Below are 22,562 nucleotides of genomic sequence, written 5' to 3'. Positions count from 1 at the left end.
GCTTTTTCTTCAATTTTCTGCCTGAAAACGCGCTGGCAGGCGAGTTTTATCGCTCCTCGCCTTGACAAGCAAAAGCCGGGCCAGTTTCTATGCTGGCCTGGAAAATTCCTTCCAGCAGTGCGGGTGCGTAGACGGGGCGTTTGAAACCGAACCATGGCGTTGGCGGCAAAACTACAGCTACGACAGTCGCAGTCGCTGGTGATGACGCCGCAGCTGATGCAGTCGATCCGCCTGCTGCAGTTCACCCACCTAGAGCTGGAACGCTTCATCGACGACGAGATCGAACGCAATCCACTGCTGGAACGTGCCGAACCGCAGGAGGACGCCGCCAGCGACCAGGCGCAGAAGGGCGACGCTGCACCGGAACCGGCTGCCGACGGCGACTGGTTCGAAGCGGAGACGGCGTGGAGCGCCGAGGCGATCTCGGAAAAGCTCGATACATCGCTGGAAAACCTGTTTCCCGATGATCCTGGTACGAGCGAGCGGCTCGGGCCCGACCTGACGGCGCAATGGAAATCGGCGTCCGGCAACGGTTCCACCTCTTCCTCCGACGGCTTCGACGTCGCGGACATGGCGGCGGCTGCCATCACGCTGCGCGACCATGTCGGCGAGCAGGTAGCGCTCGCCTTTGCCGATCCGGCGGCGCGCATGATCGCCAGCGAGCTTGCCGACGGTCTCGACGAGGCCGGCTACATGCGTGCCGACATGGCCGAGATCGCGGCCCGCCTCGGCACGAACGCTACGGCGGTAGCAAGGGTCCTGGCGGTCTGCCAGACATTCGAGCCCGCCGGCATCTTCGCCCGCGACCTCGCCGAATGCCTGTTGCTGCAGCTTGCCGTGCGCGACCGGCTCGATCCGGCGATGAAGGCGCTGATCGCCAATCTCGAACTCCTGGCACGGCGCGATTTCCAGACTCTGAAGCGGATTTGCGGTGTCGACGAGGAGGATCTGCTCGACATGCTGGCCGAGATCCGGGCTCTCGACCCGCGGCCAGGAATGGCGTTTTCGCGCGGTGCCAGCGACGCAATCGTGGCCGACGTCGAGGTGCGCGCAGCCAATGACGGCAGCTGGACGGTCGAGCTCAATGCCGAGACACTGCCGCGCGTGCTGGTCGATCACATCTATTTCGCCCAGGTCACGCCACATGCGAAAAACCAGGCGGAAAAGGATTTCCTCGCCGAATGCCTGCAGAACGCCAACTGGCTCACGCGCAGCCTCGACCAGCGGGCGAAGACCATTCTCAAGGTGGCCTCTGAGATCGTGCGCCAGCAGGACGCTTTTCTCGTCCACGGCGTGCGGCACCTGAAGCCGCTCAACCTGCGCACGGTGGCGGACGCCATCGGCATGCACGAATCAACGGTCAGCCGGGTCACGGCAAACAAATACATGCTGACGCCGCGCGGTGTGTTCGAACTGCGCTATTTCTTCACCGCCTCGATCGCTTCGTCAGGTGGCGGCGATGCGCATTCGTCGGAAGCGGTGCGCGACCGCATAAAGCAGCTGATCGACGAGGAGAAAGCCGTCGATGTGCTTTCCGACGATGCCATCGTCGACATGCTGCGGGAAAGCGGGGTCGACATTGCCAGACGCACGGTGGCCAAATACCGGGAAGGCATGAACATACCCTCTTCGGTGCAGCGACGGCGCGAAAAACGCGCTTTGGCCAGCGCCGGTCGTTGAGCTCCGACGGAATTTCCACAGCTTTCGCAGTTCATTGACAAGCGGCAACGAAGTGGCTAGAAGCCCGCCCGCATGAGACGGGCTAGCGAGTGGATTTGAGTTCGCCGATGCCCGCACGAGAGATGGTCCGTCACGACGTAGGCCACGGGACGGCCAAGAAGGCGGCTTGTGATCAACCGGAAAGTTCGGATCTAAAATCGGCGCAAGTGACGCCGCAAAAGCTTGTGCGCGCGGACCACGAGTATAAACTCGGGATAGTTTGAAGCCTGAGCAAGGAAGGTCAGTTTTCAGATGACACTGCGCATATCGGGAAAACACATGGATATCGGCGATGCGTTCCGTACGCGCATCAACGACCGTGTCGGGGAAGTGATCGGGAAATATTTCGATCGGGGCTTTTCAGGGCAAATCGTAGTCGTCAAATCGGGGTCGCGCTACACGGCCGATTGCATGATCCGGCTGGACTCCGGTGCTTCGCTGCAGGCGACCGGCGATGCCCAGGATCCAACGCTTGCCTTCGATACCGCGGCAGACCGTCTGGAAACGCGCCTCAGGCGCTACAAACGCCGGCTGAAGTCGCACAATTCAGGCAATAGCAACGGCGAGCTCACCGACGTCGCCTATACGGTGATGGCGCCGCTTGCCGACGACGAGGAGGACATACCGGAGAATTTCGCGCCGGCCATCGTCGCCGAATCGACCATGACGCTGCGGACCATGTCGGTGGCGTCGGCGGTGATCGAACTCGACACCAAGGACAGCCCGGTCCTGGTCTTCCGCAATGCCGGAAACGACCATCTCAATATCGTCTATCGCCGGCCGGACGGGAATATCGGCTGGATCGACCCGTCCACGGCCAAGGTCGCGCAGGGGTAAAAACCAGCCGCACGCGAGCGTGGGGACTGGCGACGGCAGGCGAACAAGGGATTTCAAGCATGGATCTGAGCGATCTCGTCAGCGTTCCGGCAATCATGCCGGCGTTGAAGGCGAACTCCAAAAAGCAGCTGCTGCAATTGCTGTCCGAACGGGCGGCGGCGATTTCCGGCATTCCGGAGCGAGAGGTGTTCGACACCATCCTGCAACGCGAGCGGCTCGGCTCGACCGGCGTCGGCAACGGCATCGCTATTCCGCACGGCAAGCTGGCTGGGGTGAAGCGGATCGCCGGTGTCTTTGCCCGGCTGGAGACACCGGTGGACTTCGAGGCCCTCGATGATCAGCCGGTCGACCTGGTGTTTCTGCTTTTGGCTCCCGAAGGTGCCGGCGCCGACCATCTCAAGGCGCTGTCGCGCATCGCGCGGGTGCTGCGCGATGCCGACACGGTTGCCAAGATCAGGGGCACGCGCGACGCCGTGGCCATCCACGCGCTGCTGTCGGACACGCAGGCCTCGCACGCCGCCTGAGGTTTTGATTAAATCCCTTGAAGGGCCGCCGTGTGCGGCCCTGTCCGTTTCCAACCAGATCGCTGCGCCATATGTGTCAGTTGATGGCGCCGTTGTCAGTGGATAACGACGTTAGTGGATAGCGACCGGGGTCAGATCGTTTTCCAGCGCGCCAGCCAGTGCCCGGTCGCGAGCGTCCGAAAGCAGGATCGGCTGGCCATTGGCGGCAAACAGGGCCCACAGTTCCAGACCCGGCGCGATTTCGCCGAGGCCCGGGAAACGGCCGCGCAGATCGTCGCTCGACACTTTCCTGAGATAGGCTACCGAACCTTCGCCGAGATGGGCGAACTCGCCGCTGGTCATGATGATATTTTCGTTAGTTCTGGTCATTTCAAGCCTCCTTGCCGCGAGACGCCGCTCAAGGCCATCCCGCATGAGAGCTATCGGCAAAAATCAGTCTTTCACCGATATGTTTATTTTTCGTACCAGCCGTTCGGACTCCGGCCGATCGAGATCGATCGACAGAAGGCCGTTCTTCAATTCCGCCGCAATCACCCGCATGCCGTCGGCCAGCACGAAACAGCGCTGGAACTGGCGCGCGGCGATGCCGCGGTGGAGAAATTCGCGCTCGGTGTCGTCGTTCTGACGGCCGCGCACGACCAACTGGTTCTCCTCCGTTGTGACATCGAGATCGCTTTCCGCGAAACCGGCGACGGCGAGCGTGATACGCAGCCTTTCGGTTTTGCCGTCGGCACCGCTGAGGCGCTCGATGTTGTAGGGAGGATAGCTGTCACCGGACTTTGCCAAGCGCTCCAGCGTCTTTTCCATGGAATCGAAACCGAGGAGAAGCGGGCTGGAAAAAGGCGTCATTCGGCTCATGTTACAGTGTCCTCTCAAGAGCGACATAAAGTGGAAAAACCCGGATGGCATTTTTCCCGATGGTCTTGATATGGTCCGCCGCCCGGCAGACTTCAAGCCGTCACACGTCCCGCCCAAAAAGACTTGCCAAAACAAGGAATTGAAATGCCCCAATCCCGCAGGATCATCATCGACACTGACCCCGGCCAGGACGATGCCGTCGCCATATTGCTGGCGCTCGGCAGCACCGAGCTGGAGATCGTCGGCATCACCGCGGTGGCCGGCAACGTGCCGCTGAAACTTACCGAAAAAAACGCCCGCAAGATCTGCGAACTGGCCGGCCGGACGGACGTCAAGATCTATGCAGGCGCCATCCGGCCACTGGCGCGCGAACTCGTCACCGCCGAGGAAGTGCATGGCAAGACCGGCCTCAACGGACCGCAACTGCCCGAACCAAAGATGAAGCTGCAGGACGAGTATGCGGTCGATTTCATCGTCGAGACGCTGATGAGGGAGGAGAGCGGCACGATCACGCTGTGCGCGCTCGGGCCGCTCACCAATGTTGCGCTGGCGCTGATCCGCGAGCCCAAGATCGCACCGCGCATCAAGGAGATCGTGCTGATGGGCGGCGGCTTCTTCGAGGGCGGCAATGTCACGCCGACCGCCGAATTCAACATCTATGTCGACCCGCACGCCGCCGATGTCGTGTTCAAATCCGGCATTCCGATCGTCATGATGCCGCTGGACGTCACCCACAAGGCGCTGACCACCGCCAAGCGCACGAAGGCCTTCCGCAAGCTCGGCACCCGGGTCGGCACGGCCACCGCGGACATGCTGGAATTCTTCGAACGTTTCGACGAGGAAAAATACGGCACCGACGGCGGCCCGCTACACGATCCTTGCGTCATCGCCTACCTGTTGAAGCCGAAGCTGTTCAAGGGCCGCAACTGCAATGTCACTGTGGAAACCGCATCAGAACTTACCATGGGCATGACCGTGATCGACTGGTGGGGCGTGACCAAGCGGCCGAAGAACGCCATGGTGATGCGTGACATCGACCACGATGCGTTTTTCGAGCTGTTGCTGGAAAGGCTGGGGCGGCTTTAAGGGCCGTCTTTCATCCCCCCTTGATGGGTTGGGCGGAGTGCCGTCATTGCCAGGCTGGAACACCCCTCATCCAACCGAGCTTCGCTCGGCCACCTTCTCCACAAGGGGAGAAGGGAAAGGTGCCGTTACTTCGCCTTGGAAAATGCCAGCCACAGGCCGCCGCCGACCAGGAAGCTGCCGCTGATCCGCGACAGCAGCTTGACGCCGCCGGCCGACAGCAGGCGCCCGGCGCGGCCGGCGGCCAGCGCGTAGGTCGAATCCGACACTGCGGCGAAGATCATGGCGGTGAGACCCATGACGCCGATCTGTAACGCGTAATTGCCTTCAGGCGCGATGAACTGCGGAAAGAAGGCGCCAAAGAACACCAGCGTCTTTGGATTGCTGATTGCTACCAGCAGGCCTTGCAGGAAAAAGCCACCGCGCGGTTTTTTTGCCGATCCATCGGCGTTCAGCTTGCCTTTCGAGCGGAACATCTGCACGCCCATCCAGATCAGGTAGGCAGCGCCAATCAGCCTGACCCACTCGAACCAATGTCCCATGCCGGCGATCAGCGAAGTCAATCCGATGCCGACAATGGCAATCATGATGGCCAGCCCGGCCTGGGTGCCGGCGACATTGGCGAGCCCGGCGCGCGAGCCGTGGCGTATGCTGTTGGCGATGATCAGCGTCACCGTCGGGCCCGGCACCAGGACGATGACGATGCAGGCGACGACATAGGTGGCGTAGAGTTCCAGCGACATTTTTCCCTCCGCAGAATGCCGCTCGTGCGGCGTGCTGTCGCGATCAATGCATGGCGATGAGTTGCGTGCAAGTCGGCGAGGCGCCGACAATGCGGAGCTGATTTCAGCAGGCGCCGGCCTGCCATGGCAGCGTTGCCTCATAGGCGGCAGCCGCCCTCAGCACGGAGGGGTCACCGCGCGGCCGCCCGATCAATTGCATGCCCATTGGCCTGCCCCTGGAGTCGAAGCCCGCCGGCACATTGATCGCCGGGCAGCCGCCCAGCGTGGCGAGCGCTGAGACCTGCATCCAGCGGTGATAGCTGTCCATGGCACGCCCGGCCACTTCCCTTGGCCAGAGGGTGGCGACGTCGAAGGGAAAGACCTGTGCGGCTGGCAGCGCAATCAGGTCGAAACGCTCGAAGAGCGACAGCAGCATTCGATGCCAGGACGAGCGCCTCACAGTTGCGGCATGGATTTGCGGCGCGGTGAGGCGAAGCGCATGTTCCACCTCCCACACGGCCTCCGGCTTCAGCAGACTGCGTTTCAAGGGATCATCGTAGTGCACCTTGAGCGCACAACCGCTGCTCGCCTGCCGAAGCGTTACAAAGGCCTGCCACAGCGCTTCGAAGTCGAATTCCGGCATCAGCGGCTCGGCCTCGAAGGACACATCCGCGAACCGGCCGAGTGCTGCCTCGCAAAGCTGTAGAATGCCTGCTTCAACCGGCAGATGACCGTCGAGATCGCCGAGCCAGGCGATACGCCCGCCGGCCGCCGGCGTTTCCACCCCTTGGAGAAACGAGCCTGGCTTATCATGCGACAGCGGCGCGCGAGGATGATAGCCGGCCTGCACGTCGAGCAGCAGCGCCATGTCGCGCACGTTACGCCCCATCGGCCCTTCGACGCCCATTTGCGCATGAAACACATCAAGGTCAGGGCCAGCCGGCACCAATCCCTGCGACGGGCGGAACCCATAGACATTGTTGTAGGCAGCGGGATTGCGCAACGAGCCGCCAAAATCGCTGCCATCGGCAACGGGAACCATGTCGAGCGCCAGCGCGACCGCCGCACCGCCGCTCGAGCCGCCGGCGGTCAGCGCCGGGTCGAATGCGTTGAGCGTCTGTCCGAACACGGTGTTGTAGGTGTTGGAGCCGAGCCCGAATTCGGGAACGTTGGTCTTGCCGATGATGATCGCGCCGGCCTTGCGGACGCGCTCGACGAAGAAATCGTCTTCCTCAGGCACGAAATCGACGAAGATCGGCGAGCCGAAGGTGGTTCTCAGGCCTTTTGTCAGCGCAAGATCCTTAATCGCGATCGGCAGGCCGAACAGCGATCCGGTATCTCCTCCTCGCGCCAGATGGGCGTCAGCGCTGTCGGCCTCGCGCAGGATGTCGGCATGCTCACGCAATGAAACGATAGCGTTGACCAGCGGGTTCACCGCCTCGATCCTGTCGAGGAATGCCGCGACCACTTCGCGTACCAAAAGTTGCCGGCGCCTGGTCCTGTTGGCCAGTTCCACGGCGGACAGGCGGCAGATGTCGCCGGCGGGCGGCACCGCATGCTTCGTTGTCGGGCGCGCGGCTGTCATCCCGCTTTAGCCTGCGGATTCTGCAAGGCGGCATCGACGTCCCTGGCCAGCGGGATGGCCGGCTGTGCACCGGCTTTCAGGCAGGCCAGCGAACCGGCTGCGGCAGCGCGGGCAAGCGCCTGGTCGAGCGGCAGGCCGGCTGCCAGCCCGGCTGCAAAATAGCCGCAGAACGTGTCGCCGGCGCCGACCGTGTCGAGCGGGGTGATCTTGAGCGCCGGAACCATCAGGAGATCGTCCGGCGTTGCCGCCAGAACGCCGTCCGGGCCAAGCGTGACGACGATGGTGCGGCCGGTTCTCGCGGCATAGTCGCGCATCCGTGCCGGGCGGTCGCGGCCACTCAATGACAGCGCCTCGCCATAGAGGTCGAACTCGGTTTCGTTGGCGACGAGATAGTCGGCCTTGCCGAGGAAGCCGGCGGCGTCGCTATGGAAAGGGGCGGTGTTGAGCACGGTGACCGCGCCGGCCGTCCTTGCCGCGTCAAGCGCCGTCTCGACCGTTTGCAGCGGGACTTCCAACTGCAACAGCACGACATCGCCGTTTTTCAGGAAAGCCTTGGAAAGATCACCCGGCACGACCGAATCGTTGGCGCCCGGCACAACGGCGATCACGTTCTCGCCGTCGGCGCCGACCATGATCAACGCGGTACCGGTCGAGGCAAAGGTCTCGCCAACGCCGGACAGGTCGATCTTGCCGTCACGCAGCAGCGCCAGAGCGTCGCTGGCGAAGCTGTCCTTGCCGACGGCGCCGACCATGCGCACCTTGGCGCCGGCGCGGGCGGCGGCCAGCGCCTGGTTGGCGCCTTTGCCGCCGGGGGCAGTGGCGAAACCGGAGCCGCGCACGGTCTCGCCGGGACCGGGCAAGCGGTCGACACTGGCGATGAGGTCGAGATTAATGGAGCCGATGACGACGATCAAGAAGTGCCTCCCGCTAGCGCATGTCACTCTAATTGCGCGGGAAGCTACTCCGTAAGATCGCTGCTTGTCACCCCGGCGGTCCTTGCATCGCTCCTATCGTTCCATTCTTTGGCTATTCACGAAGAGACCTGTCCCGCCTCCCAGCCGAGGATGGCGCGTTTGCGGGTCAGGCCCCAATGGTAGCCGGTGAGCGCACCGGACTTGCCGAGAGCCCGGTGGCACGGCACGACAAAGGACATCGGATTGGCACCGACCGCGGCACCGACAGCCCGGCTGGCGCTCGGTGCGCCGATGCGCGCGGCGATCGAGGAATAGGTGCAGGCCTGGCCCATCGGAATACGCAGCAAGGCTTCCCAGACGCGGACCTGGAAGTCGGTGCCGATCATGACGACGCGGAGCGGCTGGTCGGCGCGCCACAGCGTCGGATCGAAAATACGCGCGGCATAGGGCGCCGTTGCAGCAATGTCCTCGACATAGCTAGCGTTCGGCCAGCGGCTGGACATGTCGGCAAAGGCCGCACGTTCGCCGCCCGGATCGTTGAAGGCGAGGCCGGCGAGGCCGCGGTCGGTCACCATGATCAGGGCGATGCCGAAAGGCGAGATATGGTAGCCGTAGCGGATGGTGAGCCCGGCGCCGCGCGTCTTGTAATCGCCCGGCGACATCGCTTCGTGGGTGACGAACAGATCATGCAGCCGGCCTGGACCGGACATGCCGAGCTCGAACGAGGTTTCAAGCAGCGGCATGCCGGCATCGAGCAGCTTGCGCGCATGATCGAGGGTAACGGCCTGCAGAAAAGCCTTGGGCGACAGGCCGGCCCAGCGGGTGAACAGCTTCTGCAGCCCGGTCGGCGTCTCGCCGACCTCCTCGGCCAGCACTTCCAGCGAAGGCTGGTCGCGATAGTCGAGGCTGATCTTTTCGATGGCACGACGGACGATTTCGTAGTCACCGCCTTCAGGCGTGATGTCTTTCTGAAGGATTGCTGTCGTTTTGAGAGGCATTTGGGCGTTCATGGCAGTATCTCCTTGCGTGCGAATATCGTCCTTCGCCGCGCGGATCACCACCCGAAACTTGCTTTCCCGCAGCATGTACCCAGATAGAGTCGGCTTTGAATGGGGAGGACGGTCGTGGCTGGTGAAAAAGTAAACCTGACCGGGGCAAAGGAGACTTTGCTTTTGACACTGTACGGCAAGGCGCTGGAGAGCCGGCTGCCCAATTCGCTGCTCCGGGACTACTTTGCCGACGAGGCGGTGCGCAACATCGATTATGATTTCTCACGGCTCAAGGTCGACAACAATCTCGGCATCGGTCTAGCAATCAGGGCAAAGACGCTGGACGTCTGCGTTCAGGACTTTCTCGCCCGAAATCCTGACGCCATCGTGCTGCATCTGGGGTGTGGGCTCGACACGCGCATATTCCGTATCGACCCGCCAGCCGGCGTGGACTGGTTCGATGTCGACTATCCCGAAGTCATCGACCTCAGGCGCAGGCTCTATCCCGTGCGGGATCGCTACCACCTGATCGCTTCGTCGCTCACCGAACCTGGATGGCTGAACGAAGTACCTCGGGATCGCCCGGCCATAGTCGTGGCGGAAGGCCTGACTCCCTACCTGGCCGCCGAGGAGGGGCAGCAACTGTTTTCTCGTTTGGTGGGACATCTTTCGAGCGGCGAACTGGTTTTCGATGCCTATAGTCGCCTGGGCCTGAAGATCATTCGCCTCAATTCCTCCTTCCGCGCCACCGGCGCCGAGGTCCATTGGAGCATTGAGAACCCGCATGAATTGGAGCGAGCCGTTCCGAAGCTGCGGTTCATCGAGGACATCCCTGCCTATAAGCCGGAACATGCCGCTCGCATGCGCTGGCTCGCGAAACTGTTTGTTCGCCTTTGGAAATACATTCCAGCATTGCGCAAGATCGGCAGGCTGTTGCGCTATCGGTTCTGAAACGCTGGCTCAGCGCGCCTTGGCGGTCGCCAGAGCGCGCGAAAATGCGGTGGCAAAACTCTCGCGGTCGTCGGGGTTGAGAAAGGCGCCGATCGAGACGGTTTTTCCTTGCGCCTCGACCGCCATTCTGGTGATGCCGATCTCGGCGTGGCGGGCGATCGAAAAGCGTGCCCAGAACGGATTGAAGCGGTGTGATTCCGATTTGCCCGACGGGGCAGTCTTGCGGATATCGAGGCTGGTGCGCGACACCGACACCTCCTCGCGAGCCCGGGCGGCGCGATAATTGGCACGGAAGGCGATATACACGGCGATCACGTCGAGGCCGAAGAAGCCGAACACCGGCCAGGCGCCGCGCGACAGAAAAAACGCTCCGGTCACCAGCCACCCGAACAGCAGTGCGCCCATCAGGATGGCAAAGCCGGTCTTGCCTAGCGACCGGTGCGGTGTCAGCAGCGCCTGGAAGAATGGCTCGTCGGCCTGAAATGAGGCGTTTGTGTCGCTCATTGGGGAATATTATAGGAAGGCAATGACAAGCCCCAAGCCCAAAAACTCTTCCGCGCTCAAAAAAGACCTGCTGCCCGGCCGCCGTGATGGCTCGAACGCCAAGCCGCGTCCGCGGTCGGCGAGATCGCGCGCGCTTTACAGCCCGGCCGAGGTGCATGAGATTTTTCGCCGTTTTTCCGTTCAGCGGCCGGAGCCGAGAGGCGAACTCGAACATATCAACCCCTTCACGCTGCTGGTGGCAGTGGTGCTTTCGGCTCAGGCAACGGACGCCGGCGTCAACAAGGCGACGCGGGCGCTGTTCAAAATTGCCGACACGCCGCAAAAGATGCTGGCGCTGGGCGAGGCCAAGCTCGGCGACCATATCCGCACCATCGGGCTATGGCGCAACAAGGCCAAGAACGTCATCGCGCTGTCCGAGGCGCTGATCCGTGACCATAGCGGCGAGGTGCCTGAGGATCGCGATCAACTGGTCGAGCTGCCGGGTGTCGGCCGCAAGACCGCCAATGTCGTGCTCAACGTCGCCTTCGGCCAGCACACGATGGCAGTCGACACGCACATCTTCCGCATCGGTAACAGGCTCGGCCTGGCGCCGGGCAAGACGCCGGAACAGGTAGAGCAAGGTTTCCTGAAGATCATTCCGGATGAATATATCCGGCATGCGCATCATTGGCTGATCCTGCACGGCCGCTATGTCTGCAAGGCGCGCAAGCCGGATTGCCCGGCCTGCGTCATCGCCGATATCTGCAAGGCCAAGGAAAAGACGACCAGCGTGCCTGCACCACTCGTCGAGATCGCGCCGCTCGGGCCAGTGGAAGCAGCTCAGGACCAAGCAGCGGCAACCACTGCCAGCTAAGCTGAATCTAAAGTTCCTGTTATGCGGCGACATCCATGTTCAGGAACTCTCCTCGACGAACACCTCTTCGCGCTTCTTCTTGACCGCGGGGAGAAAGACGATGACGAGCACGGCGAGCGCGATGAGGAGCAGGCTGGCGCTGATCGGCCGCGTCACGAAGGTGCTTGGGTCGCCGCGCGAGAGGATCATGGCGCGGCGCAGGTTTTCCTCAAGCAGCGGGCCGAGCACGAAGCCGAGCAGCAGCGGCGCAGGTTCGCAGCGCAGCTTGGTCAGGAGGTAGCCAAGCAAGCCGAAGAAGGCGACGGCATAGAGGTCGTAGACATTGGTGTTGACGCTGTAAACGCCGATCGAGCAGAACGCCATGATGATCGGGAAGAGCACGTAGTAGGGGATGGTAAGGAGTTTCACCCAGAGCCCGATCAGCGGCAGGTTCAAGACAATCAACATCAGATTGCCGATCCACATCGAGGTGATGATCCCCCAAAACAGCGCGGGCTGTTCGATGGCGACATTGGGGCCGGGCACGATGCCCTGGATGATCATCGCGCCGATCATCAGCGCCATTACCGGGTTGGCCGGAATACCGAGCGTCAGCATTGGGATGAAGGAGGTTTGGGCACCGGCATTGTTGGCCGATTCCGGTCCGGCGACGCCTTCGATGGCGCCCTTGCCGAATTCCCCCGGGTTTTTCGAGACGCGCTTTTCGACGGTGTAGGACGCAAAGGCGGCAAGGATCGCGCCGCCTCCGGGCAGGATGCCGAGCGCCGAACCGATGATCGTTCCGCGCACGATGGGAGCCGCCATGCGCCGAAAATCTTCTTTACTCGGCATAAGGCCGGAGATCCTTCGGATCAGCACGGAACGCTCATGCTCGTTTTCGAGGTTGCGCAATATCTCGGCGACGCCGAAGACGCCGACCGCCACCGCGACGAAATTCAGCCCGTCGGCATATTCGCGGATACCGAGTGTGAAGCGGGGCGTACCGGTGTAGATATCGGTGCCGACAAGTCCCAGCAGCAGGCCGAGCACGACCATAGCCAGCGCCTTGACGACCGAGCCGTGGGCGAGCGCGACGGACGAGACCAGGCCGACGATCATCAGCGAAAAATACTCGGCCGCGCCGAATCTCAGCGCTATCGCCGTCAGCGGTGGGGCAAAGATGGCGACGAGGAAGGTCGACACCGTGCCGGCAAAGAACGAGCCTATCGCCGCGGTCGCCAGGGCTGCTCCGGCGCGGCCGTTCCTGGCCATCTGATAGCCGTCGATTGCGGTGACGGCCGACGAGGATTCGCCGGGCATGTTGATGAGAATGGCGGTGGTCGAGCCGCCATACTGCGCGCCGTAATAGATACCGGCGAGCATGATGAGAGAGGAAACCGGGTCGCCGATCTGGAAGGTGATCGGCAACAGCATGGCGATGGTTGCGGTGGCACCGATGCCGGGCAGGACGCCAATCAGCGTGCCGAGAAGGACGCCGATCAGGCAGAAGCCGAGGTTTGCCAAAGATGTGGCTGTCGAAAAGCCGAGTGCGAGGTTGTTGAGGAGTTCCATTTCATCTCCTCACAACGACAGTGGCAACCACGGGCCGAAACGCCGGAACGGCAGGCCGAGTGCGTAGCTGAAGACGACGAATGCGAACAGCGTCAGGCCGGCCGACAGTACGAGTGCGGTCAGCGGCCTCATGCGGCCGCTACCGAACGATGCGATCAGCGCCGTCAGGAAGATCGACGGGATGAAGCCGAGGCCGCGCACCGTCAGGCCGAAGAAGATCGGAGCAGGCAGGATAAACAGCATGCCGCGCCACGCAATGTAACCGATCGGCTCGCTCTCGAAACGCACCGCTTGGACAAGGATGGCGGCGCCAAGCAGGATCAGCACGATCGCCAGCACGAGCGGGAAATAGCCCGGCCCCATGCGAAAGGCGGTGCCGATTTCGAGGCCCAGCGACTGCAGCGCGAAAAAGGCGCCAATAAAGACCAACAGCGCGGCGCATATGCCGTTGGTCCTGTCGATTGCGAAAGGTTTCATTGCGTCCTCCCGGCTCGCCTCATGGGCGTGCCGATGCCGGTGTAAAAAAACGGGGCGCTGATGGCGCCCCGTTAGAACCTTTAGTCGGCGTACTGGCCGGCCGCTTCGATGATCGGCTTCCAGCGCGCGATCTCACTTTCCAGCTTGGCTTTGAGCGCGGCCGGCGTGGCATCGGCCTCCGGCGACGGCTTGGTGCCGAGTTCGGCAAATCGGGCGACGACATTCTGGTCCTTCAGCGCAACCTGCAGCGATTTCGAAAGGCGTTCGGTGATCTCGGCCGGTGTGCCCTTGGGGGCATAGATGCCGTGCCAGATGCCGACCTGCACCTGGGGAAGGCCGGCTTCTATCGTCGTCGGCACGTCCGGCAGCACATCGAGGCGTTGTGGCGAGGTTACGGCATAGGCTTTGATAGTGCCGCCCTGGATCTGCTTGGTGGTATTGGTGGTTTGGTCGCACATGATATCGACCTGGCCGCCGAGAAGATCGGTCATGGCCGGGCCGGTGCCCTTGTAGGGTACGGTGACCAGCGGCGTGCCGATGGCGCTCATGAACAGCATGCCGCACAGATGCGAGGCGGCACCGATCCCGGCATTGGCGACGGTGATGCTGTCCTTGTTGGCCTTGGCATAGTCGACCAGCCCCTTCAGATCGGTCGGCTCGAGATCCTTGCGGCCGACGATGGTCATCGGCACCTCGGTGACGAGGCCGACATATTCGAAGCCGTTCAGCGTGTCGTAGGCGAGCTTTCTATAGAGCGTAGCACTTGTAGCCATGCCGATGTGATGGAGGAGCAGCGTGTAGCCGTCAGGCTCGGCATTTGCGACGCGGCCGGCGCCGAGCGTGCCGCCGGCGCCGCCGACATTCTCGACGATGACCTGCTGGCCGAGGTCTTTCGACATAGCTTCCGCGACAAGACGCGCGACGGTGTCGGTCGGGCCACCGGCCGAAAACGGCACGACAATGGTGATGGTGCGTTCGGGGTAGGTCTGCGCGCCAGCCGCCGACGGATAAAGCATGGCGGCCGCAGCGACAGCCAGCGCGGCGATGAGTTTTCGCATCGTGTTTCCTCCAGGATATGATTGCCAACCGCTGCGCGGGTTCCTCCAAAACGACTGTAGATGGAGCAATAACTAGCGCAACCCGACAAATGACAATCGCGCTCAAACGGCCAACGGCACGTTTCTCTGCGCAAACGGGTGGGAAGGTTGGGCCGTGCGATACCCTTCCTCCAACCTGTTCTAGTAGCCGTAGCCGCGCGCCATCGCCGCCGCGAACACCGGGATCAATAGGAAGATCGATGCTTCGGTGCGGACATAGGTGCGAACGGACGCTAGCTCCACCGCAGGAACCTGGAAGCCGGGACTGACGCTCGCCTGCCTGTTCCAGGACAGGAAACGGATGGTCGGGATAATCGACAACAGGCCGACAATGGCGAAAGCGGCCATCTTTGCCCAGAACACCCAATTGTAGACGTAGAATTCCCAGCCTTTCAGACCATAGACGACGCGGCCGATGCCAACGACGATGATCAGCATGGCAATGATGCCGTAGTGGCGGTCGATGCCGACGAGCCGCTTCAGCGTCGCGGCGGACAAGTCGCTGCGGATCAGGACGAATTCGGCGCCGATGATGCCTGCCAACGAAAACACCAGCAGATGATGGAAGATGGCAAGCACAAGGTCGGTGGTGTCCATGCTGGATTCCCTCTGTCGGACGGCAGCGCCGAAACCCAACGCGCCTGAACCAATACCGGAGAAAAACTAACACCGCCTGGCAGGATTCACATCAGCCTGGAAGATGATCTACACAGCCTTGGCTCTTGTTTTTCACAACGGATTTGGATTTCCCGTCTCGTGCGTGTCGCTGTCCCTCTTTTGGAAGGAAGACCTGCATTAGGCACCGGCAACACAACCGAGACATGACCATGGCCAGTCCGCATACAATTGTCGCCCCAGTGCTTGAGACCTCGCGCACGGTCCTGCGGCCGCACCGGCTTGACGATTTCGACGCCTATGTCGCTATGTGGGCCGATCCCGTCGTCACCCGCTTTATCGGCGGGAAGCCGCGCACGCGGGAGGAAAGCTGGATGCGCTTCCTACGACACGCCGGCCTGTGGTCGCTTCTGGGCTACGGCTTTTGGGCGATCGAGGAAAAGGCGACCGGCCGCTTCATCGGCGAGGCCGGCTTTCACGATCTGAAACGCGACATGACGCCGTCGATCGAGGGCATTCCGGAGACCGGCTGGGCTCTGGTTTCGGGCGTGCATGGCCACGGGTTGGCCAGCGAAGTCGTCGCACGGGTGCTTGCCTGGGGCGACGAGACGTTCGGCGCCGCGAAGACCGTCTGCATCATCGATCCGGAAAACACCGGATCGCTGAACGTCGCGGCAAAATGTGGTTATGGCGAAGTGCTGCGAACCGTCTACCAAGGCAAGCCGACCATCCTGCTGGAGCGGCAGCCCTGACGGACACCGTCTGGCCTCTGCCTGCCACGTCGTCCGGCGTCGAGTTCGCCTGCCTGAAGACCGCACAGGCCGATTGTGCCGCATGCAGCGTGTTCTGTCTTTGACAGGAGGACGCAAACTCTGCATGAATTTTATCGAGCGGGTCTGAAATCAGGCCACGTTTCTGGCAGGCACCGGAGGAGGTGTCGCGATTTGGAGGAATCCCATGCTGAACAGACGCCGATTCTTGATGAGCACCGCGGCAGCAGGTGCTGCCGGACTCGCGGCATCGCATTTTGTCCCCGCCTTCGCGCAGGACGCGCCGCAGCTGCAGATTTTCGTGCCGGCGGCGCCGGGCGGCGGCTGGGACCAGACGGCGCGCGCCATGGACCAGGTGCTGCGCAGCGAAAAACTGATTTCCGGCTCGCAGATCACCAATGTCGGCGGCGCCGGCGGTACTGTCGGCCTGCCGCAATTCGTCAACCAATGGAAGGGCAAGGGCGATGCGCTGATGGTGGCCGGCATGGTCATGGTAGGCGCCATCATCGCCAACAAGGCGGCCAACAACCTTACCGAGGTCACGCCGATCGCCCGCCTCACCGGCGAGTTCGAGGCGCTTGTGGTGCCGGCCGCCTCCCCGTTCAAGACGGCCGCGGACTTTGTCGCTGCTCTCAAGGCTGACCCGACGCAGGTTCCGGTTGCTGGCGGTTCGGCCGGCGGCTCGGACCATATATTGTTCGGCCTCATCGCCAAGACCGTTGGTGTTCCGGCCACCAATCTTTCCTATGTGCCGTTCGCCGGCGGCGGCGAGGCGCTTTCGGCGCTGCTCGGCAACCAGGTCGCGGCCGGCATCTCCGGCTATGGCGAGTTCGCCGAACAGGTCAAGGCGGGTGCGCTGCGGCTGCTGGCCATCTCCGCGGACAAACGCCAGGAGGGGATCGATGCGCCGACGATGAAGGAAGCCGGCATCGATGTCGAGCTGTTCAACTGGCGTGGCGTCTTCGCACCGCCCGGCGTCTCGGACGCCGACAAAGCAGCAATGATCAAGCTGATCGAGACCATGGCCAAGAGCGACGCCTGGGCCACCGAATGCAAGAACCGCAACTGGACGCAGATCCTGCTCACCGGTGACGATTATGCGAAATTCGTCGCAGAAGACACGGCCCGCATCGGGACGATCCTCAAGGACCTCGGTCTAGCGTGATGCTCTCGGCAAGGGGTGGCAGCCTACGCCAACCCTTGCCGACTTTCGCCAGCCGCATGGACATACGCGGCGCCGGAGGTGAAACTGCGCCGAGATCGGCCGGGTGAGACCGGTCCAAGGAGAACCGGCCCCAAGGGACCGACATTGGGAGGACGATGATGAGCACCAGCGACCAGCCGGCGCCGCCGCGCCTTGCAGTGCCCGAACTGCTGATCGGCGTCGGGCTCCTCGCCTGTGCGGGTGCGGTTGCCTGGCAGACGCTGGCAATCCCGGTGTCGCCGCTCTATTCCAAGGTCGGTCCGACCGTCTTTCCCTACATCACCATGACCGGCATGGTGATCCTGTCGCTGCTGCTCATCATTGCCGCCTTGCGGGGCGGCTGGCAGCCGGAGGACGAAAAGGCGACGCCGACCGACTGGAAGGCGATGGGCATCGTCGCCCTCGGACTGATCGCCAACCTCGTGCTGATCCAGCCGCTCGGCTTTACCGCGGCATCTGTCATCATGTTCGTTCTCATCTGCCACGGTTTCGGCAGCCGGCGTCCGGTGCGTGACGTGCTGCTCGGGCTGATCCTGGCGCTGGCCGCCTATTTCGGCTTTGCCAGGGCGCTCGGCGTCAATATCGGCGCCGGCTTCATCGAAAACCAGCTGAACGCGATCGTCGATTCGCTCGTCACCATGCTGAGGGGCTGACGCCATGGAAACGCTCGGCCATCTCGCGCACGGATTTTCGGTCGCCTTCTCGCCGATCAATCTCATATGGTGCCTGGTCGGCACCACGCTTGGGACTGCGATCGGCGTGCTGCCCGGCCTCGGACCGGCACTGACCATAGCGCTGCTGTTGCCGATCACCTATCAGGTGGCGCCGGAGGCATCCTTCATCCTGTTTGCCGGTATCTATTACGGCGCCATGTATGGCGGCTCGACGACATCGATCCTGCTCAACACGCCTGGCGAAAGCGCCACCATCGTCACCGCGCTCGAGGGCAACAGGATGGCCCGCTCCGGCCGTGGCGGTGCGGCCCTGGCGACCTCGGCGATTGGTTCCTTCGTCGCCGGCACGCTGGGCACGATCGGCGTTGCCTTTCTGGCGCCGATCGTCGTCAAATTTGCGCTGGCCTTCGGCCCGGCCGAATATTTCTCGCTGATGGTGCTGGCCTTCATCACGGTTTCGGCGGTGCTCGGCTCGTCGTCGGTACGCGGCCTGACCAGCCTGTTCGCCGGCTTCGTCGTCGGCATGATAGGCGTCGACCTGCAGACGGGGCAGCCGCGCTTCACCTTCGGCATGAGCGAATTGCTCGACGGCGTCGACGTCATCGTCGTCGCCGTTGGCCTGTTCGCCGTTGGCGAGACGCTTTACATGGCCTCGCGCCGCTATGCCGGCAAGGACGAGATCGTGCCGTTGAAAGGGTCGCTTTACATGACCGCGGCTGAATGGTCGCGCTCGTGGAGGCCATGGCTGCGCGGCTCCCTGATCGGCTTCCCGATCGGCGCCATGCCGGCCGGCGGTGCCGAAATCCCGACCTTCCTCTCCTATGCCATCGAGAAGAAACTCTCCAGACACAAGGACGAGTTCGGCACCGTCGGTGCCATCGAGGGCGTTGCCGGACCGGAAGCGGCCAACAATGCATCCGCGGCCGGCGTGCTGGTGCCGATGCTGACGCTCGGCCTGCCGACATCGGCGACGGCCGCAATCATGCTGTCGGCATTCCAGAGCTACGGTATCAATCCGGGGCCGCTGCTGCTGACGACGCAGGCCGACCTGGTGTGGGGGCTGATCGCCAGCCTGTTCATCGCCAACGTCATCCTCGTCGTCCTTAACCTGCCGCTGATCGGGCTTTGGGTGCGATTGCTGAAGATCCCGGCGCCGCAGCTCTATGCCGGCATCCTGGTGTTCGCCACAGTCGGCACCTACGGCATCTCGCAATCGCCGATCGACCTCGTCATCCTCTATCTGCTCGGTGCCGCCGGTTTCCTGATGCGGCGTTTCGATTTTCCGACCGCGCCGGTTATCATCGGCATGATTCTCGGGCCCCTTGCCGAAACGCAGTTCCGCCGCGCGATGACCATCTCGAACGGCGATTGGACGGTGTTCTACAAGCATCCGCTGTCGCTGACGTTGCTGACGCTGGCCTTCATCGGGCTGGTTGGACCGCATATCTGGGCCTACATCGAGCACAGACGCATGCGGGGACCGGAGCACGTGCCGGGCGATGCCTGAGCTGTTCGTGACGTCATGACAGACCTGCTTTCCGGCATCCGCATCCTTGACCTGACCAATGTGTTGGCCGGCCCCTATTGCGCCTACCAGCTGGCATTGCTCGGGGCCGACGTCATCAAGGTTGAGACGCCGCAAGGCGGCGATCTGGCGCGCCAGCTCGGCGCCTCTCCGGAGCTCAACCGGGCGGGCATGGGCGCTTCGTTCCTGGCGCAGAATGCCGGCAAACGCTCGGTGGCGCTCGATCTCAAGCAGGAGGCCGACCGCGAACGCTTCCTCGATCTGGTCGCTTCGGCCGACGCGCTGGTCGAGAATTTCCGCCCCGGCGTCATGGACCGGCTGGGGCTTGGCCATGCCAGGCTGAAAGAAGTCCGGCCAAGCCTTGTCTATTGTGCGATATCGGGCTTCGGCCAGACCGGGCCGATGCGCGACAATCCAGCCTATGACCAGATCATCCAGGGTCTTTCCGGCATTATGAGCATCACCGGTACACCGGAAACGGCGCCGCTGCGTGTCGGTTATCCCGTCGCCGATACGCTTGGCGGGCTGGTCGGGGCGTTCGCCATTACCGCCGCGCTGGTCAAACAGAAGACGACAGGCGAGGGCGCGTTCCTCGACGTCTCGATGCTCGAATGCACGCTTTCTGCGCTCGGCTGGCCGGTGTCGAACTATCTGACGGCGGATGTCGAGCCGCAGCCGATGGGCAATGAAAATATGACGGCCGCACCCTCTGGCGCGTTTCGCACCGGCGACGGCTTGCTCAACATCGCAGCCAATAAGCAGGAGCAGTTCGTCACACTGTGCCGGTTGATCGGTCGGCCGGAGCTGGCGTCGGATGTTCGCTTTGCCGAGCGAGAAACCCGCAAGCAGAACCGCATTGCATTGAAAGCGCTGATCGAGGATGCCTTGGCGAGCGGCTCGGCCGCCGCCTGGGAGGAGACGTTCAATCGCGCCGGCGTGCCGGCAGGCCGGGTGCTGACAATCCCGCAGATACTGCAGGAGCGACAGGTGATCGAGCGCGGCATGACGGCGCGCTTCCCGGCTGTGTCCGGGATGGACCAGCCGCTGACCGTGGTGCGCGGCGGCTTCATGGTCGATGGCCAGGCACCTTTGCCGAGCAGGCCGCCGCCGGGGCTCGGCGAGCATATGGGCGAGGTTTTTGCCGGCCTGCCGCCGCGTGCCAGGAAAAGAGCGAAGGCATGAGCGGAACGCAAAACAAGACTGGTCGCGCACGCGGCGAGGAATGGTGGCAGACCGGCATCATCGAGATGCGCCCCGGCGTCATCCGGCTGCGCGGCTATGAAATCCAGGATCTGATCGGCCGCGTCAGCTTTCCGGCAATGATCTGGCTGATGCTGCGCGGCGAACTGCCAGGCGAGGAGCAGGCGGCGCTGCTTGGCATCGCGCTGGGTGCTGCCGTCGACCATGGGCCGCAGGCGCCGTCGATCGCCATCGCCCGTATGGCGATCACCTGCGGCGTCGGCATCAACAGCGCCATGGCATCAGCCGTCAACGTGCTTGGCGATGTGCATGGCGGCGCCGGCGAACAGGCGCTTTCCTTCTACGGAGACATCGCTGCCGAACTGGACGCCGGCATGCCGCTTGCGGACGCCGTGTCGGCGCGGCTCGATCGTTTCCTTGCCGGGGAAAACGGCTATGTGCCCGGGCTCGGCCATCGTTTCCATCCGGTCGACCCGCGGGCGCCCCGCCTCATCGAGTTAACCCGCGACTTTGCCGCGCGCGGCATCGTCAGCGGGCGCTTCGCCGACATTGCCGAGGCGATCGAGGCCGAGGTTGCGCGGCGCAAGGGCAAAAAAATCCCGCTCAATATCGACGGCGCCACGGCCGTCATCTACGGCGAGCTCGGCTTCCCGCCGCCGCTGACGCGCGGCCTTTTCGTGCTGTCGCGCTCGGTCGGCATCCTCGCACATGCGTGGGAACAGTCGCAGGAAAGCGATCGCAACAAGGGGCCGCTGCCGCGCGAATGGCTGTGGGCCTATACCGGCATGCCGGTGCGGTCTTTGCCCAAGGGCGACGGCGGCAAGTAAGATTTCGGTTCAAGTGTGAGGGCGGCAGGCGCCGGGGCCAATTCCATCTCGATCCAATCGGGATAGCCTCGATCTTTTATTGAGCGTGATCTTTTCCGAAAGCCGGATTCTTTTTTTTGGAATTATACTCTAGCCCGGGAATCCTGACGTTCCTCACCAGCGTCGAGAGATCCGGCTCGTCGATGAGCACCGCCGCGTCGGCCGGCGCCAGCCACGCACGCTGACGCCTCTTGGATTCTTCCCAGTCGGCAAGTTCCTCGGTTACCTCCAGCAAATAGACCACGACGTCGACACGGACGAAGCGGTTCGCCAGCCGCTTCCAGTAGCAATAGGTGCCGGCCGGCTGTTTCAGTGTCTTGCCGAGAACGCCGGCTTCTTCCTGTGCTTCGATGGTGGCCGCCTTGCGGCCGCTCTTGCCCTTCATCGGCCAGCCCTTCGGCACAATAAAGCGCCTTGTCGTTCGCGATGTAACCAGCATCACCTCGACGTCGCCATGCTCGTTCAGCCGAAACGGAATCGCCGCGACCTGGCGAATCCGGGCGCCCTTCCTTGCCTTGCGTACGACCTTCTTCTTGCTGGCTGCCATTCGATAATCCAGTCGAGGCGGTGCCCAAACGGCAAGGGCAGCGTTGCAAAGTCGGCCGCTTTCAATGGGCCGCAAGCGGAGCGGTTTCCACAATATATAAGTCGGCTAAATAAATGAAAGGGCCGTCGTCAGCGGCAGGTGCTGACAAAGCCGCTCCCCGACGGCAGCAACTGGCAAGTTGGCCTCATCTGCGGCACCTCCTGCCGCTCCGGTGTTGGGATTTGGCGATCCTGGGCACGGTACTGCTGTTGCTGCTGCTGGTATTGCTGCCGCCGCAGCCTGTTCTCCAACATCTGCAACTGGTCCTGCTGGATCAACACGTTGCGGTCGGCGGGACTGACGACCTGTGCCGATGCAGCAGGATTTACGCCCGACAGCATCGCCGAAGTCAGCATTGCCGACCCTAAAAACGTCAATAGACGAAGCCGTGACATCCATTCATTCCCGCACAAAACCGATCTTTCCTTAATATAGGGCTTTTGTCCGGCGACACCATG

25 protein-coding genes are annotated in these 22,562 nt (G+C 62.8%); 12 read left to right on the top strand and 13 right to left on the bottom strand.

Annotation, left to right across the window (positions count from 1 at the left end):
• Window positions 1-153 precede the first annotated feature (153 nt).
• From rpoN to ptsN, 3 genes are all read left to right on the top strand, one after another.
• The gene (rpoN, locus tag NKH17_RS04750) at window positions 154-1,680 is read left to right on the top strand and encodes an RNA polymerase factor sigma-54 (RefSeq protein WP_352476408.1); all 1,527 of its coding nucleotides are present in this window, start codon (window positions 154-156) and stop codon (window positions 1,678-1,680) included.
• 291 nt (window positions 1,681-1,971) lie between these two features.
• A complete protein-coding gene (hpf, locus tag NKH17_RS04745) occupies window positions 1,972-2,556 on the top strand; it encodes a ribosome hibernation-promoting factor, HPF/YfiA family (protein ID WP_023675267.1) in 585 nt (194 codons plus the stop codon).
• A gap of 59 nt (window positions 2,557-2,615) precedes the next feature.
• On the top strand, window positions 2,616-3,080 hold the full coding sequence (gene ptsN / locus NKH17_RS04740) for a PTS IIA-like nitrogen regulatory protein PtsN (protein WP_023675268.1): 465 nt from the start codon (window positions 2,616-2,618) through the stop codon (window positions 3,078-3,080).
• A 111-nt stretch (window positions 3,081-3,191) separates the two neighbouring features.
• Here ptsN and NKH17_RS04735 read toward each other — a convergent pair whose 3' ends face one another.
• Both NKH17_RS04735 and NKH17_RS04730 read right to left on the bottom strand, forming a co-directional pair.
• Window positions 3,192-3,449 (bottom strand): BQ00720 family protein, encoded by a 258-nt coding sequence (locus tag NKH17_RS04735; RefSeq protein WP_023675269.1) that lies wholly within the window; start codon window positions 3,447-3,449, stop codon window positions 3,192-3,194.
• A gap of 63 nt (window positions 3,450-3,512) precedes the next feature.
• The gene (locus NKH17_RS04730; protein ID WP_023675270.1) at window positions 3,513-3,938 is read right to left on the bottom strand and encodes an Hsp20 family protein; all 426 of its coding nucleotides are present in this window, start codon (window positions 3,936-3,938) and stop codon (window positions 3,513-3,515) included.
• Window positions 3,939-4,082: 144 nt separating this feature from the next.
• Here NKH17_RS04730 and NKH17_RS04725 point away from each other — a divergent pair, with 144 nt between their 5' ends.
• A complete protein-coding gene (locus NKH17_RS04725; protein WP_352897519.1) occupies window positions 4,083-5,024 on the top strand; it encodes a nucleoside hydrolase in 942 nt (313 codons plus the stop codon).
• 125 nt (window positions 5,025-5,149) lie between these two features.
• Here the strand turns inward: NKH17_RS04725 and NKH17_RS04720 are convergent, their stop codons facing one another.
• The 4 genes from NKH17_RS04720 to NKH17_RS04705 form a co-directional block, all read right to left on the bottom strand.
• Window positions 5,150-5,764: a LysE family translocator gene (locus NKH17_RS04720; RefSeq protein ID WP_352897518.1), complete on the bottom strand. Its 615-nt coding sequence runs from the start codon at window positions 5,762-5,764 to the stop codon at window positions 5,150-5,152.
• A gap of 103 nt (window positions 5,765-5,867) precedes the next feature.
• Complete coding sequence (locus NKH17_RS04715) at window positions 5,868-7,328, bottom strand: amidase (protein WP_352897516.1); 1,461 nt, start codon at window positions 7,326-7,328, stop codon at window positions 5,868-5,870.
• A complete protein-coding gene (locus tag NKH17_RS04710; RefSeq protein ID WP_352897515.1) occupies window positions 7,325-8,242 on the bottom strand; it encodes a ribokinase in 918 nt (305 codons plus the stop codon). Before NKH17_RS04710 ends, NKH17_RS04715 begins: the two co-directional genes overlap by 4 nt.
• 116 nt (window positions 8,243-8,358) lie before the next feature.
• The gene (locus NKH17_RS04705) at window positions 8,359-9,252 is read right to left on the bottom strand and encodes a methylated-DNA--[protein]-cysteine S-methyltransferase (protein ID WP_352897513.1); all 894 of its coding nucleotides are present in this window, start codon (window positions 9,250-9,252) and stop codon (window positions 8,359-8,361) included.
• A gap of 114 nt (window positions 9,253-9,366) precedes the next feature.
• On the opposite strand from NKH17_RS04705, the gene NKH17_RS04700 reads away from it, so the two are divergent.
• Entirely contained in the window at window positions 9,367-10,182 is an 816-nt protein-coding gene (locus tag NKH17_RS04700; protein ID WP_352897511.1) for a class I SAM-dependent methyltransferase, read from the top strand.
• A 9-nt stretch (window positions 10,183-10,191) separates the two neighbouring features.
• Here NKH17_RS04700 and NKH17_RS04695 read toward each other — a convergent pair whose 3' ends face one another.
• Window positions 10,192-10,686: a DUF2244 domain-containing protein gene (locus NKH17_RS04695; protein WP_254816825.1), complete on the bottom strand. Its 495-nt coding sequence runs from the start codon at window positions 10,684-10,686 to the stop codon at window positions 10,192-10,194.
• A gap of 22 nt (window positions 10,687-10,708) precedes the next feature.
• On the opposite strand from NKH17_RS04695, the gene nth reads away from it, so the two are divergent.
• On the top strand, window positions 10,709-11,539 hold the full coding sequence (gene nth / locus NKH17_RS04690) for an endonuclease III (RefSeq protein WP_352897509.1): 831 nt from the start codon (window positions 10,709-10,711) through the stop codon (window positions 11,537-11,539).
• A gap of 39 nt (window positions 11,540-11,578) precedes the next feature.
• Here the strand turns inward: nth and NKH17_RS04685 are convergent, their stop codons facing one another.
• The 4 genes from NKH17_RS04685 to NKH17_RS04670 form a co-directional block, all read right to left on the bottom strand.
• Window positions 11,579-13,090, bottom strand: a complete 1,512-nt coding sequence (locus NKH17_RS04685) for a tripartite tricarboxylate transporter permease (protein WP_352897508.1) — start codon at window positions 13,088-13,090, stop codon at window positions 11,579-11,581.
• Between the two features lie 9 nt (window positions 13,091-13,099).
• A complete protein-coding gene (locus NKH17_RS04680; protein ID WP_352476416.1) occupies window positions 13,100-13,567 on the bottom strand; it encodes a tripartite tricarboxylate transporter TctB family protein in 468 nt (155 codons plus the stop codon).
• Between the two features lie 80 nt (window positions 13,568-13,647).
• On the bottom strand, window positions 13,648-14,625 hold the full coding sequence (locus tag NKH17_RS04675; RefSeq protein WP_254816829.1) for a tripartite tricarboxylate transporter substrate-binding protein: 978 nt from the start codon (window positions 14,623-14,625) through the stop codon (window positions 13,648-13,650).
• Between the two features lie 180 nt (window positions 14,626-14,805).
• The gene (locus NKH17_RS04670; RefSeq protein ID WP_352476417.1) at window positions 14,806-15,261 is read right to left on the bottom strand and encodes a DUF2214 family protein; all 456 of its coding nucleotides are present in this window, start codon (window positions 15,259-15,261) and stop codon (window positions 14,806-14,808) included.
• A gap of 230 nt (window positions 15,262-15,491) precedes the next feature.
• On the opposite strand from NKH17_RS04670, the gene NKH17_RS04665 reads away from it, so the two are divergent.
• The 6 genes from NKH17_RS04665 (at window position 15,492) to NKH17_RS04640 (ending at window position 21,479) form a co-directional block, all read left to right on the top strand.
• A complete protein-coding gene (locus NKH17_RS04665; RefSeq protein WP_352897505.1) occupies window positions 15,492-16,031 on the top strand; it encodes a GNAT family N-acetyltransferase in 540 nt (179 codons plus the stop codon).
• A 205-nt stretch (window positions 16,032-16,236) separates the two neighbouring features.
• Window positions 16,237-17,214 carry a Bug family tripartite tricarboxylate transporter substrate binding protein gene (locus NKH17_RS04660; RefSeq protein WP_352649569.1) on the top strand — a complete coding sequence of 326 codons (978 nt, stop codon included), beginning with the start codon at window positions 16,237-16,239 and terminating at the stop codon, window positions 17,212-17,214.
• Between the two features lie 158 nt (window positions 17,215-17,372).
• Window positions 17,373-17,906: a tripartite tricarboxylate transporter TctB family protein gene (locus NKH17_RS04655; protein WP_254816833.1), complete on the top strand. Its 534-nt coding sequence runs from the start codon at window positions 17,373-17,375 to the stop codon at window positions 17,904-17,906.
• A gap of 4 nt (window positions 17,907-17,910) precedes the next feature.
• Window positions 17,911-19,434, top strand: a complete 1,524-nt coding sequence (locus NKH17_RS04650; protein WP_352476420.1) for a tripartite tricarboxylate transporter permease — start codon at window positions 17,911-17,913, stop codon at window positions 19,432-19,434.
• A gap of 15 nt (window positions 19,435-19,449) precedes the next feature.
• Entirely contained in the window at window positions 19,450-20,634 is a 1,185-nt protein-coding gene (locus tag NKH17_RS04645; protein ID WP_352897502.1) for a CaiB/BaiF CoA transferase family protein, read from the top strand.
• Window positions 20,631-21,479 carry a citryl-CoA lyase gene (locus tag NKH17_RS04640; RefSeq protein WP_352897500.1) on the top strand — a complete coding sequence of 283 codons (849 nt, stop codon included), beginning with the start codon at window positions 20,631-20,633 and terminating at the stop codon, window positions 21,477-21,479. Before NKH17_RS04645 ends, NKH17_RS04640 begins: the two co-directional genes overlap by 4 nt.
• 76 nt (window positions 21,480-21,555) lie before the next feature.
• Here NKH17_RS04640 and NKH17_RS04635 read toward each other — a convergent pair whose 3' ends face one another.
• Together NKH17_RS04635 and NKH17_RS04630 are read right to left on the bottom strand one after the other, a co-directional pair.
• Window positions 21,556-22,065: an NUDIX hydrolase gene (locus NKH17_RS04635; protein ID WP_352897498.1), complete on the bottom strand. Its 510-nt coding sequence runs from the start codon at window positions 22,063-22,065 to the stop codon at window positions 21,556-21,558.
• Between the two features lie 128 nt (window positions 22,066-22,193).
• The gene (locus NKH17_RS04630) at window positions 22,194-22,460 is read right to left on the bottom strand and encodes a hypothetical protein (protein WP_352687974.1); all 267 of its coding nucleotides are present in this window, start codon (window positions 22,458-22,460) and stop codon (window positions 22,194-22,196) included.
• Window positions 22,461-22,562: the final 102 nt, after the last annotated feature.

The sequence above is a fragment of the Mesorhizobium sp. M1334 genome (genome assembly GCF_040317995.1).
In the GTDB taxonomy this organism is placed as follows: Bacteria; Pseudomonadota; Alphaproteobacteria; order Rhizobiales; family Rhizobiaceae; genus Mesorhizobium.
The sequence above is the reverse complement of the archived record's forward strand: the minus strand, read 5'-3'. Positions and strand labels throughout refer to the sequence as shown.

What these genes read in the sequence shown, in the direction of transcription:
- rpoN (WP_352476408.1), top strand. Translation starts at nt 154, where the DNA reads ATGGCGTTGGCGGCAAAACTACAGCTACGACAGTCGCAGTCGCTGGTG.
- hpf (WP_023675267.1), top strand. Translation starts at nt 1,972, where the DNA reads ATGACACTGCGCATATCGGGAAAACACATGGATATCGGCGATGCGTTC.
- ptsN (WP_023675268.1), top strand. Translation starts at nt 2,616, where the DNA reads ATGGATCTGAGCGATCTCGTCAGCGTTCCGGCAATCATGCCGGCGTTG.
- NKH17_RS04735 (WP_023675269.1), bottom strand. Translation starts at nt 3,449, where the DNA reads ATGACCAGAACTAACGAAAATATCATCATGACCAGCGGCGAGTTCGCC.
- NKH17_RS04730 (WP_023675270.1), bottom strand. Translation starts at nt 3,938, where the DNA reads ATGAGCCGAATGACGCCTTTTTCCAGCCCGCTTCTCCTCGGTTTCGAT.
- NKH17_RS04725 (WP_352897519.1), top strand. Translation starts at nt 4,083, where the DNA reads ATGCCCCAATCCCGCAGGATCATCATCGACACTGACCCCGGCCAGGAC.
- NKH17_RS04720 (WP_352897518.1), bottom strand. Translation starts at nt 5,764, where the DNA reads ATGTCGCTGGAACTCTACGCCACCTATGTCGTCGCCTGCATCGTCATC.
- NKH17_RS04715 (WP_352897516.1), bottom strand. Translation starts at nt 7,328, where the DNA reads ATGACAGCCGCGCGCCCGACAACGAAGCATGCGGTGCCGCCCGCCGGC.
- NKH17_RS04705 (WP_352897513.1), bottom strand. Translation starts at nt 9,252, where the DNA reads ATGAACGCCCAAATGCCTCTCAAAACGACAGCAATCCTTCAGAAAGAC.
- NKH17_RS04695 (WP_254816825.1), bottom strand. Translation starts at nt 10,686, where the DNA reads ATGAGCGACACAAACGCCTCATTTCAGGCCGACGAGCCATTCTTCCAG.
- nth (WP_352897509.1), top strand. Translation starts at nt 10,709, where the DNA reads ATGACAAGCCCCAAGCCCAAAAACTCTTCCGCGCTCAAAAAAGACCTG.
- NKH17_RS04685 (WP_352897508.1), bottom strand. Translation starts at nt 13,090, where the DNA reads ATGGAACTCCTCAACAACCTCGCACTCGGCTTTTCGACAGCCACATCT.
- NKH17_RS04680 (WP_352476416.1), bottom strand. Translation starts at nt 13,567, where the DNA reads ATGAAACCTTTCGCAATCGACAGGACCAACGGCATATGCGCCGCGCTG.
- NKH17_RS04675 (WP_254816829.1), bottom strand. Translation starts at nt 14,625, where the DNA reads ATGCGAAAACTCATCGCCGCGCTGGCTGTCGCTGCGGCCGCCATGCTT.
- NKH17_RS04670 (WP_352476417.1), bottom strand. Translation starts at nt 15,261, where the DNA reads ATGGACACCACCGACCTTGTGCTTGCCATCTTCCATCATCTGCTGGTG.
- NKH17_RS04665 (WP_352897505.1), top strand. Translation starts at nt 15,492, where the DNA reads ATGGCCAGTCCGCATACAATTGTCGCCCCAGTGCTTGAGACCTCGCGC.
- NKH17_RS04660 (WP_352649569.1), top strand. Translation starts at nt 16,237, where the DNA reads ATGCTGAACAGACGCCGATTCTTGATGAGCACCGCGGCAGCAGGTGCT.
- NKH17_RS04655 (WP_254816833.1), top strand. Translation starts at nt 17,373, where the DNA reads ATGAGCACCAGCGACCAGCCGGCGCCGCCGCGCCTTGCAGTGCCCGAA.
- NKH17_RS04650 (WP_352476420.1), top strand. Translation starts at nt 17,911, where the DNA reads ATGGAAACGCTCGGCCATCTCGCGCACGGATTTTCGGTCGCCTTCTCG.
- NKH17_RS04645 (WP_352897502.1), top strand. Translation starts at nt 19,450, where the DNA reads ATGACAGACCTGCTTTCCGGCATCCGCATCCTTGACCTGACCAATGTG.
- NKH17_RS04640 (WP_352897500.1), top strand. Translation starts at nt 20,631, where the DNA reads ATGAGCGGAACGCAAAACAAGACTGGTCGCGCACGCGGCGAGGAATGG.
- NKH17_RS04635 (WP_352897498.1), bottom strand. Translation starts at nt 22,065, where the DNA reads ATGGCAGCCAGCAAGAAGAAGGTCGTACGCAAGGCAAGGAAGGGCGCC.
- NKH17_RS04630 (WP_352687974.1), bottom strand. Translation starts at nt 22,460, where the DNA reads ATGCTGACTTCGGCGATGCTGTCGGGCGTAAATCCTGCTGCATCGGCA.